At 71.4% G+C, this 14176-nt stretch carries 12 protein-coding genes; 7 read left to right on the top strand and 5 right to left on the bottom strand.

Going from position 1 to position 14176, the window contains the following annotated elements; all coding sequences use genetic code 11:
- Position 1: 1 nt before the first annotated feature.
- The gene (locus tag AABA78_RS24010) at positions 2 to 1738 is read right to left on the bottom strand and encodes an ArnT family glycosyltransferase (protein WP_338266127.1); all 1737 of its coding nucleotides are present in this window, start codon (positions 1736 to 1738) and stop codon (positions 2 to 4) included.
- A gap of 22 nt (positions 1739 to 1760) precedes the next feature.
- Complete coding sequence (locus AABA78_RS24005) at positions 1761 to 2735, bottom strand: COX15/CtaA family protein (RefSeq protein WP_171415565.1); 975 nt, start codon at positions 2733 to 2735, stop codon at positions 1761 to 1763.
- Positions 2736 to 2882: 147 nt separating this feature from the next.
- Here AABA78_RS24005 and AABA78_RS24000 point away from each other — a divergent pair, with 147 nt between their 5' ends.
- Positions 2883 to 4007: a coiled-coil domain-containing protein gene (locus AABA78_RS24000; RefSeq protein WP_338266124.1), complete on the top strand. Its 1125-nt coding sequence runs from the start codon at positions 2883 to 2885 to the stop codon at positions 4005 to 4007.
- An 11-nt stretch (positions 4008 to 4018) separates the two neighbouring features.
- Here the strand turns inward: AABA78_RS24000 and AABA78_RS23995 are convergent, their stop codons facing one another.
- The 3 genes from AABA78_RS23995 to AABA78_RS23985 form a co-directional block, all read right to left on the bottom strand.
- Entirely contained in the window at positions 4019 to 5425 is a 1407-nt protein-coding gene (locus tag AABA78_RS23995) for an NAD-dependent succinate-semialdehyde dehydrogenase (protein ID WP_171415561.1), read from the bottom strand.
- Between the two features lie 108 nt (positions 5426 to 5533).
- Positions 5534 to 6001 carry an SMI1/KNR4 family protein gene (locus tag AABA78_RS23990; RefSeq protein WP_338266122.1) on the bottom strand — a complete coding sequence of 156 codons (468 nt, stop codon included), beginning with the start codon at positions 5999 to 6001 and terminating at the stop codon, positions 5534 to 5536.
- Entirely contained in the window at positions 5998 to 7374 is a 1377-nt protein-coding gene (locus tag AABA78_RS23985; protein WP_338266120.1) for an HNH endonuclease, read from the bottom strand. Before AABA78_RS23985 ends, AABA78_RS23990 begins: the two co-directional genes overlap by 4 nt.
- A gap of 204 nt (positions 7375 to 7578) precedes the next feature.
- On the opposite strand from AABA78_RS23985, the gene AABA78_RS23980 reads away from it, so the two are divergent.
- The 6 genes from AABA78_RS23980 to AABA78_RS23955 all read left to right on the top strand — a co-directional run bounded on the left by AABA78_RS23980 (position 7579) and on the right by AABA78_RS23955 (position 14071).
- Positions 7579 to 7992: an ExbD/TolR family protein gene (locus AABA78_RS23980; protein WP_338266117.1), complete on the top strand. Its 414-nt coding sequence runs from the start codon at positions 7579 to 7581 to the stop codon at positions 7990 to 7992.
- A gap of 12 nt (positions 7993 to 8004) precedes the next feature.
- A complete protein-coding gene (locus tag AABA78_RS23975; RefSeq protein WP_338266116.1) occupies positions 8005 to 8436 on the top strand; it encodes an ExbD/TolR family protein in 432 nt (143 codons plus the stop codon).
- 74 nt (positions 8437 to 8510) lie between these two features.
- Positions 8511 to 9239 carry a phosphatase PAP2 family protein gene (locus AABA78_RS23970; protein ID WP_338266115.1) on the top strand — a complete coding sequence of 243 codons (729 nt, stop codon included), beginning with the start codon at positions 8511 to 8513 and terminating at the stop codon, positions 9237 to 9239.
- Positions 9240 to 9354: 115 nt separating this feature from the next.
- Positions 9355 to 11127 (top strand): histone deacetylase family protein, encoded by a 1773-nt coding sequence (locus AABA78_RS23965; RefSeq protein WP_338266114.1) that lies wholly within the window; start codon positions 9355 to 9357, stop codon positions 11125 to 11127.
- A gap of 26 nt (positions 11128 to 11153) precedes the next feature.
- Positions 11154 to 11822, top strand: coding sequence for a DapH/DapD/GlmU-related protein (locus AABA78_RS23960; protein WP_338266112.1), 669 nt, complete (start codon positions 11154 to 11156; stop codon positions 11820 to 11822).
- Between the two features lie 110 nt (positions 11823 to 11932).
- Positions 11933 to 14071, top strand: a complete 2139-nt coding sequence (locus AABA78_RS23955) for an ATP-binding protein (RefSeq protein ID WP_338266111.1) — start codon at positions 11933 to 11935, stop codon at positions 14069 to 14071.
- The last annotated feature ends 105 nt before the right edge of the window (positions 14072 to 14176 follow it).

Below are 14176 nucleotides of genomic sequence, written 5' to 3'. Positions count from 1 at the left end.
GTCAGGGGCCTCCATGGGCCTGCAGGAGTTGCTCGGCGGCCTGCCGGGTGGTGGGGTCGGACTGCGAAAGGGCCGCGGCCTGACGAAGGGCGGCAAGGCCCTCCTCGACCTGTCCCTGCTGCAGCAGGGCTTGCCCCAGACCCAGTTCGCAGTCCGCGAGCTCCGCGTTCCACCGCAGGCATTCACGGAAGTGGAGCGCGGCGAACTCCGGGTCCAGGTCCATGCTCAGCCGGCCCAGACGCCGGTATTGGGCGGCTGAGCGTTCCGTGCCCGGTATCACGTGCTCGCGCACGGCCCAGGGGACGTACAGCAGCGCCAGGAGCCCTGTCGTCGCCAGCGCGCCCCAGCGGTGCGTCTTCGTCCATTCCCCCAAGGCCAGCAGCCCCGACGCCGACAGTGGCAGCATGGCCGCGGCAATCGGCAGGCGATAGCGGGCGAGCATCGACGCCAGCAGGATGGTGGGCACGCCCGCCGCGATGGCGATGTAGAGCGGCCAGACCCGCCGCCACCGCCCGGCGGTGGCCATGAGCCCTACCGCGCCCAGGAGCGCCAGCAGCCAGAACGAGACCGGCATCGCCCGCAGGAGGCCGCACGCCTGGAGGAAGAGGTTCACGTCCACGTTGTTGGGCAGTTCCTCTCCGTGGACCAGCGAGACGAGCTTCTGCACACAGAGCAGGAGGTAATGCGTCAGCGAGCCATGGGTCTGGATGGCCGCCACCAGTGAGGGGAGCAGGTGTCCGTCCTCCTGGACGAGGATGTCCGCGTAGTGCTTGCTGATGAGGAACTGGGCGGGCAGCGCATCCTTCACATGGAAGATGGCCAGCATGGCGTTTCCGGATCCGTTGAGCCGGAACAGCGGCACGCCCACGAGTGCATTGCGCACGAGGGCGGGCATCATCGCCAGCATCATGCAGCCCAGGGCCAGGCTCGCATCGCGCGGTCCGCAGCGGCGCGACAGCAGCGCCCCCGCGAGCGCCAGGACGACGAAGAAGAGGAAGGGCACCTTCAACAGGATGGCCCCGCCGCAGAGCGCGCCGAACAGCGCCCAGCGCCAGCCGCCCCGCTCCAGGGCCTCCAGCAGCGCCCAAAGCAACGCCATCGTGGCGAACACGATGAGCGAGTCGCGCAGCAGGGCGAACTCGTGGACGATGAACGGCGCGTACCCCAGGCCCAGGAGCGCCGCGACGACGCCTACAGTCTCTCCCAGCAGCCTCCGGCCCACGAGGTAGACGAGCCACAGCATCGCCACGCCCAGGACGCCCTGCCAGGCGAAGATGCTCCAGGTGCTGGGACCGGCCACGACGCGGGTGAGCGCCAGGAGGTAGGGGTAGAGGGGTTCCTGGAAGTACGTTGCCCCGCCCAGCCAGTGGTCCCACAGGCGGACGCTCATGGCGGATGGGTCATACGACTTGTCCCTGGCCAGTCCCAACCGCACGGGGACGTCGGGATGCTCGCGCATCACCTGTCCGGCGACCTTTCGCATCCAGGGCGGCATCGGATGGAGCGGCTGTCGCTGGAGCCAGTCCTCTTCCGCCAGGTGCTGCGACCAGGTGACGAAGAAGGCGTTGTCGGAAGCCGGGACGAGCTCCGAAATGCGGACCAGCGGCCCCCCCGCCAGCTCCATCCCCACCATCACCCGCAGGAACACCGCCAGCAGCAGCAGCCCGCCCAGGACGCGGCGGCGGTGGCGGACGAGGAAGCCATCCAGGCGCTCGGTCAGGGGGGCAGGGGTCGTCATGGAGGGAGCGGACACGGGGAGCCTATACCGGCTCCACGCGGGACGCAGGCTCGGCCGCGGGCTCCAGGCGCGGCGCGTCCTCCGCGAGCCCCGCCGCGCACAGCCGCACCACGCACATCCACACGCAGTCCGCGAGCAGCAGGTGCACGAGCTGCATCGCCACCGGCGCCAGCAGCACCAGGTTCACCACGCCCGCGCCCAGCTGCGCGACGTACACGCCGGTGAGCCACGCGGACGCCCGCCGCACGTCCGGCGAGGGCCGCAGCCGCGCCACCAGCCGGCCGCCGAAGACGAGCAGCGCGCCCATGCCCACCGCGATGATGGGGTGGAACACGCGCAGGCGCAGCAGCACGTGCGCCGCCTCCGACAGGTCCTGCTCGAAGCCGTGCGCGAGGCTCGTGGCGGGGAACAGCGTGTCGCCCAGCGCGGCCACCGCGCCGCTGATGCCCAGCACCAGCATTCCGGCCACGCTCAAGCCCAGCACCGCGCCCACCGTGCCCTGGCCCCGCAGCGCCATGCGCGCGCGGCCCCGGGACGCCCACACGACCAGGGTCTGCGCGCCCACCAGGAGGAAGGTGTTGGTCAGGTGCACGCCCATCCACACCGCGCGGCCCAGGCGCGCGTCCTGCGCCACGTACTTGAGCAGCACGATGCCCGCGCCCACCAGCCCCTCCGTGAGCATGAACACCAGCGCCCAGAACGCCGCGCGTCGGCCGGGGTGGCCCTTGGGGAACTCGCGCCGGCCCCACACGTAGAGCGCGACGGCGAGCACCGTGGCCAGGCCGCTGGTGAGCCGGTGCGTGTACTCGATGAGGGTCTGGACGGAGGGCGCGCGGGGCAGGACCTCGCCGTTGCAGACGGGCCAGTGGTCGCCGCAGCCCGCGCCGGAGCCGGTGGCGCGCACGAACGCGCCCCAGAGGATGACACCCAGGCTGTAGAGGAGCACGCCCTGGCTGAACCACTGGAAGCGGCGGGTCGCGGCGGTGGGAAGGGTCATCGTGCCCTCCCACTACCGCATCCCTCCCCGGGGGACCACCGCGCGCCCTGGGCCGCCTGCCCGCCGCGCGCCAATGGCTCAACACCTGGGCTTATGGGCCGCCCCGCGCCAGTCCCCAAGGCTGGGAGAAGTTGTTAGCGTCACCTCGTGCCCCGAGACCGCGAAGCGCCCCCTGCCTCCCTCCCTGCCCACGACGCGGCCGAGCGCCTGCGCCGACTGGAGGCGGCCATCGAGGAGGGGCGGGCGCGCAAGGACGCGGCCCTGGAAGCCTGGGTGCGCCGGATGGGCCGCCTGCCCACCGAGAAGGAGCGCGACCGCTGGGAGCGGGAGTGGGAGCGCGGCGCGGAGCGGGAGCGCCAGCGGTGGGAGAAGCAGTGGGAGCGTGAGTCGAAGGACGCCCTGCGCCGCGCGGAGCGGGAGGCCAAGCGCGACGCGTACCTCGCCCAGCAGCAGGCGCACCGGGACGCGAAGCGCGCGGAGAAGGCGGCGCGGGAGGAGGCCTCGCGCAACCCGGTGGTGGGCGTGGGGCAGCTCGTCGTCGCGCTGGCGTGCATCGCCACGGTGGTGCGGCTGCCGCAGCAGTACTGGTGGCTGGTGTTCGTGGCGCTCGGGTTCTTCAAGGGCGCCGCGAAGCACCTGCGCCCGGCCAACAACCCGCTGCTCACGCGCGTGGAGGAGCCGCCCGCGCCGGTGCTGCCGCGGGAGCAGGTGCCGGAGGCGCCCGCGGATCCGCGCCTGAAGCGCGTGGACGCCGTCTGCGAGAAGCTGCTGGCGGAGCTGCGCGCGGGGAAGGGCGTGTTGCAGGAGATGGTGCGCTCGCCGGAGCGCACCGTGCAGGACCTGCGCAAGAGCTGCCATGAGCTCATCCGCCGTGAGCGCGAGCTGCGCACGGTGGCGCCGCCGGAGGACGTGCGGCGGCTGGCGGACGAGCGCAAGACGCTGGAGACGCGCTGGGCCGCGGAGGAGGACGTGGTGGTGCGCGACCGGCTGCGCGCGGCGCTGCAGGTGCTGGATGAGCAGGTGCGCCAGCGCGCGGAGCTGACCCGGGCGGCGGACCGGCTGGAGGCCGAGTACACGCGGCTGGCGTACACGCTGGAGAACCTCTACGCGCAGGTGTTGCGGGTGCGCTCGGCGGACGCGGCGGACGCGGACGTGGCGGGCGCGGGCCTGCGCCACAGCGTGGAGCAGCTGGGCGCGGAGGTGGACGCCGTGACGTCCGCGCTGGAAGAGGTGCACGGCGCGCCCATGGATGGCCGGGTGCGCACGCGCTGAAGGGGCGTGGGCTATTCGCCCGCGTGCTTCGACGGGGGCGGTGCGCCGGACGCGCCGGTGATGCGGACGGTCTTGGCGTTGACGAACTCGCGGATGCCCAGGTCGGCCAGCTCGCGGCCGTGGCCGGAGTGCTTCACGCCGCCGAAGGGCAGGCGCGCGTCGGAGGCGACGAGCGCGTTGACGAACACCATGCCGGCCTCGATGCCGTCGATGAGCCGGCGCTGCTCGTTCGCGTCCTGGGTCCAGACGCTGGCGCCCAGGCCGAAGGGCGTCGCGTTGGCCAGCTCGATGGCGTGCTCCAGGTCGCGGGCGCGCAGGAGCGTGGCCACGGGGCCGAAGAGCTCGTCATGGAAGGCGGGGGCCTTTGGGGGCGGATCCGCCAGGACGGTGGGCGGGTAGAAGTTGCCGGGGCCGCCCTGGGGCTTGCCGCCCAGGAGGAGCCGGGTGCCGGCCTTCACGCTCTCCTGCACCTGGGCGTGCAGCCCTTCGAGGATGCCGGGCGTGGCGAGCGGACCCACGTCCGTCTTGGGGTCCATGGGGTCGCCGACCACCATGGTCTTCATGCGCTCCACGAAGCGGCGTTCGAACTCCTGCGCGATGGGTTCGGCGACGATGAATCGCTTGGCGGCGATGCAGGACTGGCCGTTGTTGATGAGGCGCGCGGACACGGCGGTGTGTACGGCCTTGTCCAGGTCCGCGCTGGGCATGACGATGAACGGGTCGCTGCCGCCCAGCTCCAGGACGACCTTCTTGATGGCGCGGCCCGCGGCGGCGCCCACGGCGCGGCCGGCGCCTTCGCTGCCGGTGAGGGTGACGGCCTTCACGCGCGGATCCTCGATGACGCGGTTCACGTCCGAGGTCTCGATGAACAGGGATTGGAAGGCGCCTTCGGGGAAGCCGGCGGTGCGGAAGATTTCCTCGAGCGCGATGGCGCACTGGGGCACGTTGCTGGCGTGTTTGAGGAGGCCCACGTTGCCGGCCATGAGGGCGGGGGCGGCGAAGCGCACGACCTGCCAGAAGGGGAAGTTCCACGGCATGATGGCGAGGACGGGGCCCAGGGGCTGGTAGCGCACGAAGGCGGTGTCGCCATCCACGTCGATGGGCGTGTCGCGCAGGAGCTTCTCCGCGCGGGTGACGTAGTAGCGGCACGCGGTGGCGCTCTTGATGGACTCCGCCTTGGCGGCCTCCAGGGGCTTGCCCATCTCCTCCGTCATCATGCGGCCGAAGCGGTCGGCCTCGACTTCGAGGATTTCAGCGGCGCGGCGCATCCAGCGGGCGCGGTCGGCGAAGGACGTCTCGCGGTAGGAGCGGAACGTGTCCGCGGCCCGTTGCAGCTTGCGCTCCAGCTCCTCGGACGAGAGCACGTCGAAGGTGCGCAGCGTCTTGCCGGTGGTGGGGCTGATGGTGGCGATGGCCATGTGCGGGTGCCTCCCGGTGCGAACGTCTCCGGGTGATAACAGGCCACATGCCCCTGACAATGCCTCCGGAGCCCGAGCGTCCAGGGGCGTACGCCGCGCGGCCGTGACTCAGGACTCCAGGACAGTGGGCGACAGCGCATCCGACCGGAGTGCCGAGATGAACGTGTCCAGGTCCTCCGCCAGCAAGTGGACGCCGCGGGCGTGCGCGTCCCAGTAGAACACCCGTCCTGTTCCAGCGCCGCTCACCGCAAGGCAGATCTTGTCCGCGCCTTCCGTCGTCGCGATGGGAAGCATCCCCTGCGGAAGACGGTCTCGGAAGACCTCCAGGTTCCAGTCGAGGTTGCAGGACTCGATGGGGTCGTTGAGCCCGAAGAAGAAATGGATCCGGCCGAAGGGATTTCCCGGCACGCCCTGGAGCTTGAAGAGGTCGCGCTCCGGCCGGCCACCGTTGGTGGTCAGCAGGAACTCACGAAGCGGGACCGGGAGCTTGAGGGCATACCGCTGCTCGAACGCGGCAAGGTCCGCCTCGCTCAGCAAGGGTCCCATCTCGGTCGTCCGCACGAACCGCGCCATCATGGGCCTCCTGAGAAACCGCCAGTGTGTCCTGTCCGGGCGTGAATGGCGGTGGGCACCAGTTGCAGGGTGGCTCGGTCCTGATGGTGATGCCAGGTCATTCCCTTGGGTGTTTCCCTCAAGCCCGCTGCCTTGTTCGCGGCGGCGAAGTCTCCGGCACGCGAACCAGTATAGGGAATCCTCACCTCGGCCTTCACGACTCCGGCCGCCTTGAAATCAGGGTAGCCCTCCGCGTCGAAAGGGACGCCGGTTACCGGATGTGTCCTCCCGGCCAGATGCGCGTTCCGGATGGGGGTGTCGGTGGAGAAGCCTCCCGTGGACGCGCTTGCGGTTGTACGTGGCCGTTCGCGCTCGGCCTCCGCCAACATGGCCTGGGCCCTCGCCGCGTTGCCCCGGGTCTCATGCAGGGCCAGGACCCCTGCCTCTCCCCACTCGGCGGCGACATAGGCATTCTCCCGGCGAGCCTGGAGGTACCGGAACACGTCACGGGCCGCGTTGACTCCCAGTTGCTCCTCAAGCCGGGCCACCACTGCCTTCAATCTCTCCAGGTTGATGACAGGCCCGGAAGACTCTCGGAGTGCTCGTGCTCCCTTTCCACCTGCATACAGCGCGACCATGAGCGCCGCGGGTGCCAGCTCACGCGACGCCTGCTCGTACCTCCCCTCAGCCAGCGACAATGCTCCCTGCGCGGTTCCCGCCAACAGGTGGAAGAAGCCCAACGGTACGCCGAAGGTCAGGTGGTCAAAGCTTCCCAGCGCCACGCTGTTCGCAGCGAAGTGCTGCTCCATGAGGGACTGCTCCACCTCGTCGAGGGCCTGGCGGTAGGGCAGCGGCAGTTGCTCGCGTTTGGAGGACAGGTCCAAGTAGCGGGCTCCCGCGCTCACTTCGCTGCTGGCGAGTGCATCCCGGCTGGCGCGGCCCAAGCCCCGGAGCACATCGCCGCTGCGTTCGGGACGCTCGGCATGTGTCTCGAACGTCAGGCCGCGCTCATGCAGTTGCTCGCGGACCGTGGTCATCGCGCCCAGCGTCTGGCCAAGCTGCTTGTCCTGAGCCAATCGGTGAAGCACGGCACGCATCTCGTCATCGCATGTGGAGTGGAGGATGAAGAGGGCGAACACCTCGGCTCGGGCCACGCCGTACCGCTCGGAGGCGCTGATGAGAAAAGCCGAGCGTTTCCGGCTCAGGACTTCAGCGGCCTTCGCGTCCACCGGGCCCAGGGCGCCCAGCCGGACGGCATCCCAGTCACTCAGTGACTCGAGCACCCGGGCCATGTCCATCCCCCGCTGCATGGCCACGAAGGCCGCGGGCGATGAACACTTCAGGAAGGGGGTGAGCACATCCTCGCTGGAGTCCTCGGAGTCAGGTTCGAAGGGCACGGACGCACAGCCAGTCGCCAGCAGGACGACGCATGCCAGCGTCAACCACCCATGCCATCGCATACGGGCCTCCTATCGATGCCTCGATGAGAGGAGGCAACCACGTACTCCGTGACCGAACCATGACCGAACCACCCAGTGCCCAAGGCCAACGGCTCCCTGGGCCCGTGGTCCCATGGCATCTGATTGACAGGGAGGTCTTGCATGGGAATGGCCGTGGGAGGCAGGGGCGGAGTGAAGGCAGACATCAACGTCACGCCGCTCGTGGACGTGGTGCTGGTGCTGCTGATCATCTTCATGGTCGTGACGCCGATGTCCCAGCAGGGCAAGGACGTCACCCTGCCCACCGCCGCGCAGGGGGAGTCGCGCGACAAGCCCGAACCGCTCGTGTTCTCCCTCACCGCGGACAAGGCGCTGTTCGTCGGCAAGGACGCCTTCCCGGACACCGCCTCCTTCCAGGAGCGCGTCCAGCAGGAGCTGCGTGCCCAACCCGAACGCAAGCTGCTCCTCAAGGCGGATGAGGCGCTGACGTGCGGCGACGTGCTCGGCGTCCTGCAGCAGTCGCGCGATGCCGGCGCGCGGAAGGTGTCCCTGGGTGTCTCCATGAAGAAGAACTGAAGGAGGACCGCCATGCGCTCCAGACGCCCCATCGTGAAGCCCCAGTCCGGTCTCCAGTCCGACATCAACGTCACGCCGCTGGTGGACGTGGTCCTCGTGCTGTTGATCATCTTCATGGTCGTGACCCCGCTGATGCGCGGCGAGTTCCAGCTCCAGCTCCCCTCCCAGGAGCCCGCGACGACCGAAGCCCCGCCGTCGAAGGAGCTGGCCCCCGGTCTCGTGCGCCTCACCGCGGACGGCATGCTCCTGCTGGAAGGCCAGCCCGTGAGCGAAGCGGACTACGTGCCGCGCCTGCGGGCCTTCCTGGAGGCCCGCCCCCAGGGACAGCGCGGCCTGTTCTTCCAGCCGGACGCCCGCGCGCCGTACACGCGGCTGGTCGCGGCCCTCGACGGAGCGAAGGCCGCGGGCGCCGAAGCCTTGGGCCTGTCCGTCGAACACCCCTGAGCACCTGGAGCCTGTCCGACACTCGCCGCGAAAACCCCGTGGCCAGCCCGCACCCGCCGACTTAAGTCACGGCCATGTCACGAGGGCCTTGGCGGTGGGTGTCGGGTTGGGACGTGATGGTGACGCGGCCCCTGGGGCTGCTGTTGCTCGTGGTCGCGTGCGTCCTGGGGTTCGTCGCCCTGTCGGACGAGGTGCATGAAGGCGACACGCAGGACATCGACGAGCGCATCGTCCGCTCCCTGCGCCGTCCGGAGGATCCCGCGATGCCCCGGGGGCCCTGGTGGCTCGCGGAGACCGCGCGCGACGTGACGTCCCTGGGCGGCTTTCCCGTCCTGTCCATCCTCACCGTGGCCGTGTGCGGCTTCCTGGTCGTGGCCCGCCGCTACCGCACCAGCCTCTTCGTCCTGTCCTCCATCGTCGGTGGATGGATGCTCAACGCGCTGCTCAAGAACCTGTTCCACCGCCCGCGCCCCTCGGTGGTCCCCCACCTCACGGAGACCCTGTCCACCAGCTTCCCCAGCGGCCACGCGATGCTGTCCGCCATCACCTATCTCACGCTGGGCGCGCTGCTGGCCCAGTTCGCGGAACACCGGCGCGTGAAGGTCTACCTCCTCACCGTGGCCCTGGTCCTGTCCGTCCTCGTGGGCTGCACCCGCGTGTACCTGGGCGTGCACTACCCCACGGACGTGCTCGGCGGCTGGGTGGCCGGGCTCGCGTGGGCCCTGTTCGTCACCGTCGCCGCCCGCACCGTGCGCCGCCGCAGCCCCGCCCTGCGCGAGGAGGCCCACCGCCCCGTGGAATGAGCCTTGCGCCCACGGCCCCCACGCAGGATGAAGGGGCCTCCACTCCCTCCGCACCGCCTCCCGTGTCCCTCGCCAACGTGAACGCCCGACATCCCCTGCCATCCGCGAGGCGCGGATGATCCACGCGTGGCTGTGGCGGCTGGGCCTGGGACGCGGCCGGGTGCACGTCTTCTACGACGAGTCCTACCGCCTGCCCCTCTCCGGCATCGAGTCCGCCGTGGGCATCGAGCCGCGCGGCACCGACTTCACCACCTGGTACCTGCTGGAGTCCGGCGTGGTGCGCGCCGCGGACGTCCGGCACCCGGTGCCCGTCTCCTACGCCCAGCTCGCGCGCGTGCACGACGCCCGCTACCTGGAGTCCCTCTCCGACCCCGCGACGCTCGCGCGCATCTACGCCACCGACCCGTCGGAGGTCCCCGTGGACGCGCTGCTGGACAGCGTGCGGCTCGTGTGTGGCGGCACGCTGGGCGCGGCCCGGCTGGCGCTCGCGCGGCAGGGGCCCGTGGTCAACATGGCGGGCGGCTTCCACCACGCGCGCCCGGACAAGGGCGGCGGCTTCTGCACCGTCAACGACATCGCCGTGGCCGTGGCGGACCTGCGCGCCTCCGGCTTCGACGGCTCGGTGGCCGTGCTGGACCTGGACGCGCACCCGCCGGACGGCACCGCCGCGTGCCTCGCCGGCCAGCCGAAGACGTGGATCGGCTCCGTGTCCGGCAGCGACTGGGGCCTGCTGCCCCCCGGCGTGGACGAGACGCGCGTGCCCGACGGCTGCGACGACGTCACCTACGTGCAGAAGGTGAAGGACCTGCTGTCGCGCATGCCCGCGTCGGACATCACCTTCATCATCGCGGGCGGGGACGTGCTGGCCGGGGACCGCTTCGGGCGCGTGGGCATCACGCTCCAGGGCGCGCGCAAACGCGACGTGGCCATCGCCGCCGCGCTGCGGGGACGGGCCAGCGTGTGGCTGCCCGGCGGCGGCTACCACCCGGAGTCCTGGAAGCTGTTCGCGGGCACCGTGCTGGTGCTCGCGGGCCTGGGCCACCAGCGCATCACCGCGCGCTACGACCCGTTGAGCGCGCGCTTCCAGCGCATCGCGCACCTGCTGGTGCCGGAGAAGGCGAACACCGCCGGGACGACGCCGGACTGGGAGCCCTTCTCGCTGGAGGACCTGGAGGGCCCGCTGCGGCTGGGGCCGGAGGTGCAGCCGCGCGTGCTGGGCCACTACACCGCGCAGGGCATCGAGTACGCCCTCTTCCGCTACGGCCTGCTGTCGTACGTGGAGCGCCTGGGCTACAGCCGCCTGCGCGTGCAGGTGTCCTCCACCGGCGGCACCGGCGACCGCATCATGGTGCTGGGCCACGCGGGCGGCCGCGAACACCTGCTGTCGGACTCCGTGCTGGAGAGGAAGGTCCTCCAGGGGGAGACCTTCCTCTTCGCCAACTGGCTGTCCCTGCGCCACCCGCGCGCGCGCTTCAGCGACCGGCGCCCGCAGCTGCCCGGCCAGGAGGTGCCCGGCCTGGGCCTGTCGCGTGAGACGACGGAGCTGCTGCTCGCCATGGCCCAGCGCCTGGGGCTGGCCGGCGTGGCCTTCCGGCCCATGTGGTACCACCTGGCCGTCGTCGCGCGCGGCCGCTTCCACTTCTCCACCCCGGAGCGCCAGGGCCGCTTCGAGGCGCTGATGCGCGACCTGTCCGCGCTGTCGCTCGTGGAGGCCACGCGCGCCGTGGCCGAAGGGCGCGTGCGCCTGGACGGCCAGCCGTACCCGTGGGAGCCGGACGACATGCTCTGCCGCCTGACGCCCGTGCCCCTGGACGCGGAGGCCGTGGCGACGGAGCGCGAGCGCTGCCGCTTCACCGTGGAGCCCGTGCCGGAGCCCGCCTCCGGCTGAAGCCGCGCCCGTGGTAGTCATCACGCGTGGACCTGGAAGCGCAACGCCGTGAACAGCACAAGCTGCGGCTGTCTTGGATGCCGTGGCTCTACTTCAGCCTCAAGCCGCGCCACCGCGAATGGGCGGAGGCCTGGCAGCGCGAGGTGCAGGACCGCCTGCGCGCGCTGGAGACAGTTGAAATCGCGGAGGGATGTTTCATCGCCCCGGAGGCGCGCATCTTCGCGGAGCCCGGCCGCACGGTGCGCATCGGGCCGGGGTGCAGCATCGGCGCGGACGCCTTCGTGCACGGGCCGGTGGTGCTGGGGCCGCGCGTCAGCCTCAACGCGCGCGTCAGCCTGGACGGCGGCGCGTGCGGCATCCGCGTCGGCGAGGGCAGCCGCATCGCCACCGGCGCCACGCTCTACGCCTTCGACCACGGGCTCGCGCCGGACCGCCCCGTGCGTGAACAGCCCGTCACGTCGAAGGGAATCATGATCGGCCAGGACGTCTGGGTGGGCGCCAACGCGGGCATCACCGACGGCGTCACCGTGGGCGACCACGCGGTGGTGGGCATGGGCGCCGTCGTCACGCGCGACGTGCCTGCGTGGGCCATCGTCGGTGGCGTGCCTGCCCGCCTGCTCGGGGACCGCCGGCAACGCCCGCGTTCCGGAATTCCCGGGGGCTGGGAGCCTCCCGACTCCGAGGGAAACCCTTGAGTCCCCGGTGGGTCCATTGACTTTGAAACATTCGAGCGACTTATGCTTCGGGGCGCGGTGAGACGGAGAGAGGGCCCGGCCCCGGACGCACCGGGTGGGGCCTCACGTTCATGGCTGAGTCCGTTTCATTCGTGCTGAAGGAGGCCGCGGTGTCGCAGGAGCAACGCGAGACGGGGAGCGCCGCCGCGCCGGGGCAGTCATCCGTGGCGAGCGACCTCGTGGACACCCGTCGCTTCCTGCGTGCCGGGTCGCTCCTGCGCGAGGTGCTCTTCGAACTGGACGCCGCGGGCCGGCTCATCCTGGCGAGCCCCGCCTGGGAGCGCCTGGTCGGCGCGCCCGTGCACGCGTGGACGGGCCGCGCGCTGGTGGAGCTGTTCCATCCGGAGGACCGGGACCAGGCGCGCGCGCTCTTGCGCACGGCGAGCTCGCGCACGGACGTGCCCACGCGGCTGGAGCTGCGCATGGCCTCCGGCGGCATCCAGCCCCGTTGGGTGGAACTGTCCGCGACGGGAGACCCGGAGCACCTGGGCGGCGTGCTGGGCACGCTGGTGGACGTCACCCCGCGGAGGCTGGCGGAGGAGGCCGCCGCCACGCGCGAGCGCTACCTGGGCGCGATGGTGGAGGTGCAGCGGCGCCTGCTCGCGCCGGAGGCCGCCTCGGACCTGTACAACTCCATCCTGGAGCCGCTGGGCCGCGTCGCGGGCGCCAGCCGCGCCTACGTCTTCGAGTTCCACCGCGACGCCACCGGGCGGATGCTCCAGTCCCAGCGCGCGGAGTGGTGCGCGCCCGGTGTCTCACGCGAGCTGGACAACCCGGACACGCAGGCGTGGCCGGTGGATCAGGCCTTCGAGCTGCACCAGCTGGAGCAGCTGCACCGGGGCGAGGCCGTGCAGGGCAAGCCGGAGGACTTCGGCGCGGACAACGCGCGGGTGCTGCTGGGGCAGGGCATCCGCTCGCTGCTGGTGCTGCCCCTGGTGGTGCACGGGGAGCCGTTCGGCTTCATCGGCTTCGACAACTGCGACGACGCGCGGCCCTGGTCGCACGTGGAGGTGAAGCTGTTGTCCGGCGCGGCCGGCGCGCTGTCGCTGGCGCTGGAGCAATACACGACGGACGCGCTGCGCATGCGCACGGAGACGGCGCTGCGCCGCACGGAGGCGGGCTTCCACCTGCTCATCGAAGGGTTCCCGGACCCGGTGGTGGTGCACACGACGGACGGCATGCTCCTGTCGGTGAACCCGGCCATGGCCAACTATCTGGGCTACCAGGACCCGGCGGAGCTGCTGGGCCGGCACCTGCTGGGCCTGGTGCGGCGCGAGGACCAGGAGGTGGCGCGCCGCCACCTGGAGGAGGCGCAGGACGGGGCGCTGGCGGCCCGCTCGCATGAAGTGCCGCTGGTGCGCCGCGACGGGCAGGTGGTGAGCGCGGACCTGGTGACGCTGGGCGTGCTCTTCGATGGCGTGCCCGCGCGCGTGACGGTGGCGCGCGACTTCACCGAGCGCAAGCACATGCAGGCGCAGCTCATGCTGGGGGACCGGCTGGCCTCCATGGGCATGCTGGCCGCGGGCATCGCGCACGAGCTGAACAACCCGCTGTCCTACGTGCTCTCCAACCTGGAGTTCCTGCACCGCGCGCTGGGCCCCATGCCCCGGCCCCTGGGCGCCGAGGAGCTGCTGGAGTACCAGCAGGTGCTGGACGACGCGCGCGAGGGCTCCGAGCGGATGCGCCAGATCGTCCGCCAGCTCAAGGTCTTCTCCCGCGTGGACGACGCGCACGAGGAGGCGGTGGACGTGCACCGCGTGCTGGACTCCGTCGCGCAGATGGCGGCCAGTGAGATCCGCCCGCGCGCCCGGCTGGTGAAGCAGTACGGCTCCGTGCCGACGGTGCGCGCCAACGAGGGCAAGCTGTTCCAGGTGTTCCTCAACCTGGTCATCAACGCCGCGCAGGCGATTCCGGAGGGCTTCACGGACGAGCACGAGATCCGCCTCATCACCCGCGTGGACGACGACGGCCGGGTGGTGGTGGACGTGCGCGACACGGGCCGGGGCATCGCGCCGGAGCTCTTGCGCCGCATCTTCGACCCCTTCTTCACCACCAAGGCGCCGGGCCAGGGCACCGGCCTGGGCTTGTCCATCTGCGACACCATCGTGCGCGCGCTGGGCGGCAGCATCGCCGCGGAGTCCACGCCCGGCCACGGCGCCACCTTCCGCGTCACCCTGCACGCCGCCGCGCGCGCCGCGCGCGTGGCCTGAGCCGCCCCGCCTCCCACGTCCGTGCGGGGAAGCGCGCCGCCTGCCCGCTGCCGCGAACTGGACTGAATCCGCCGCGCCCCCATGTTCGAGTGTGGAGCGCCGGAC

The organism is Corallococcus caeni, from assembly GCF_036245865.1.
GTDB classification, from domain to species: Bacteria; Myxococcota; Myxococcia; order Myxococcales; family Myxococcaceae; genus Corallococcus; species Corallococcus caeni.
Note: the sequence above shows the minus strand (reverse complement) of the source record. Positions and strands in the feature narration are given on the sequence as shown.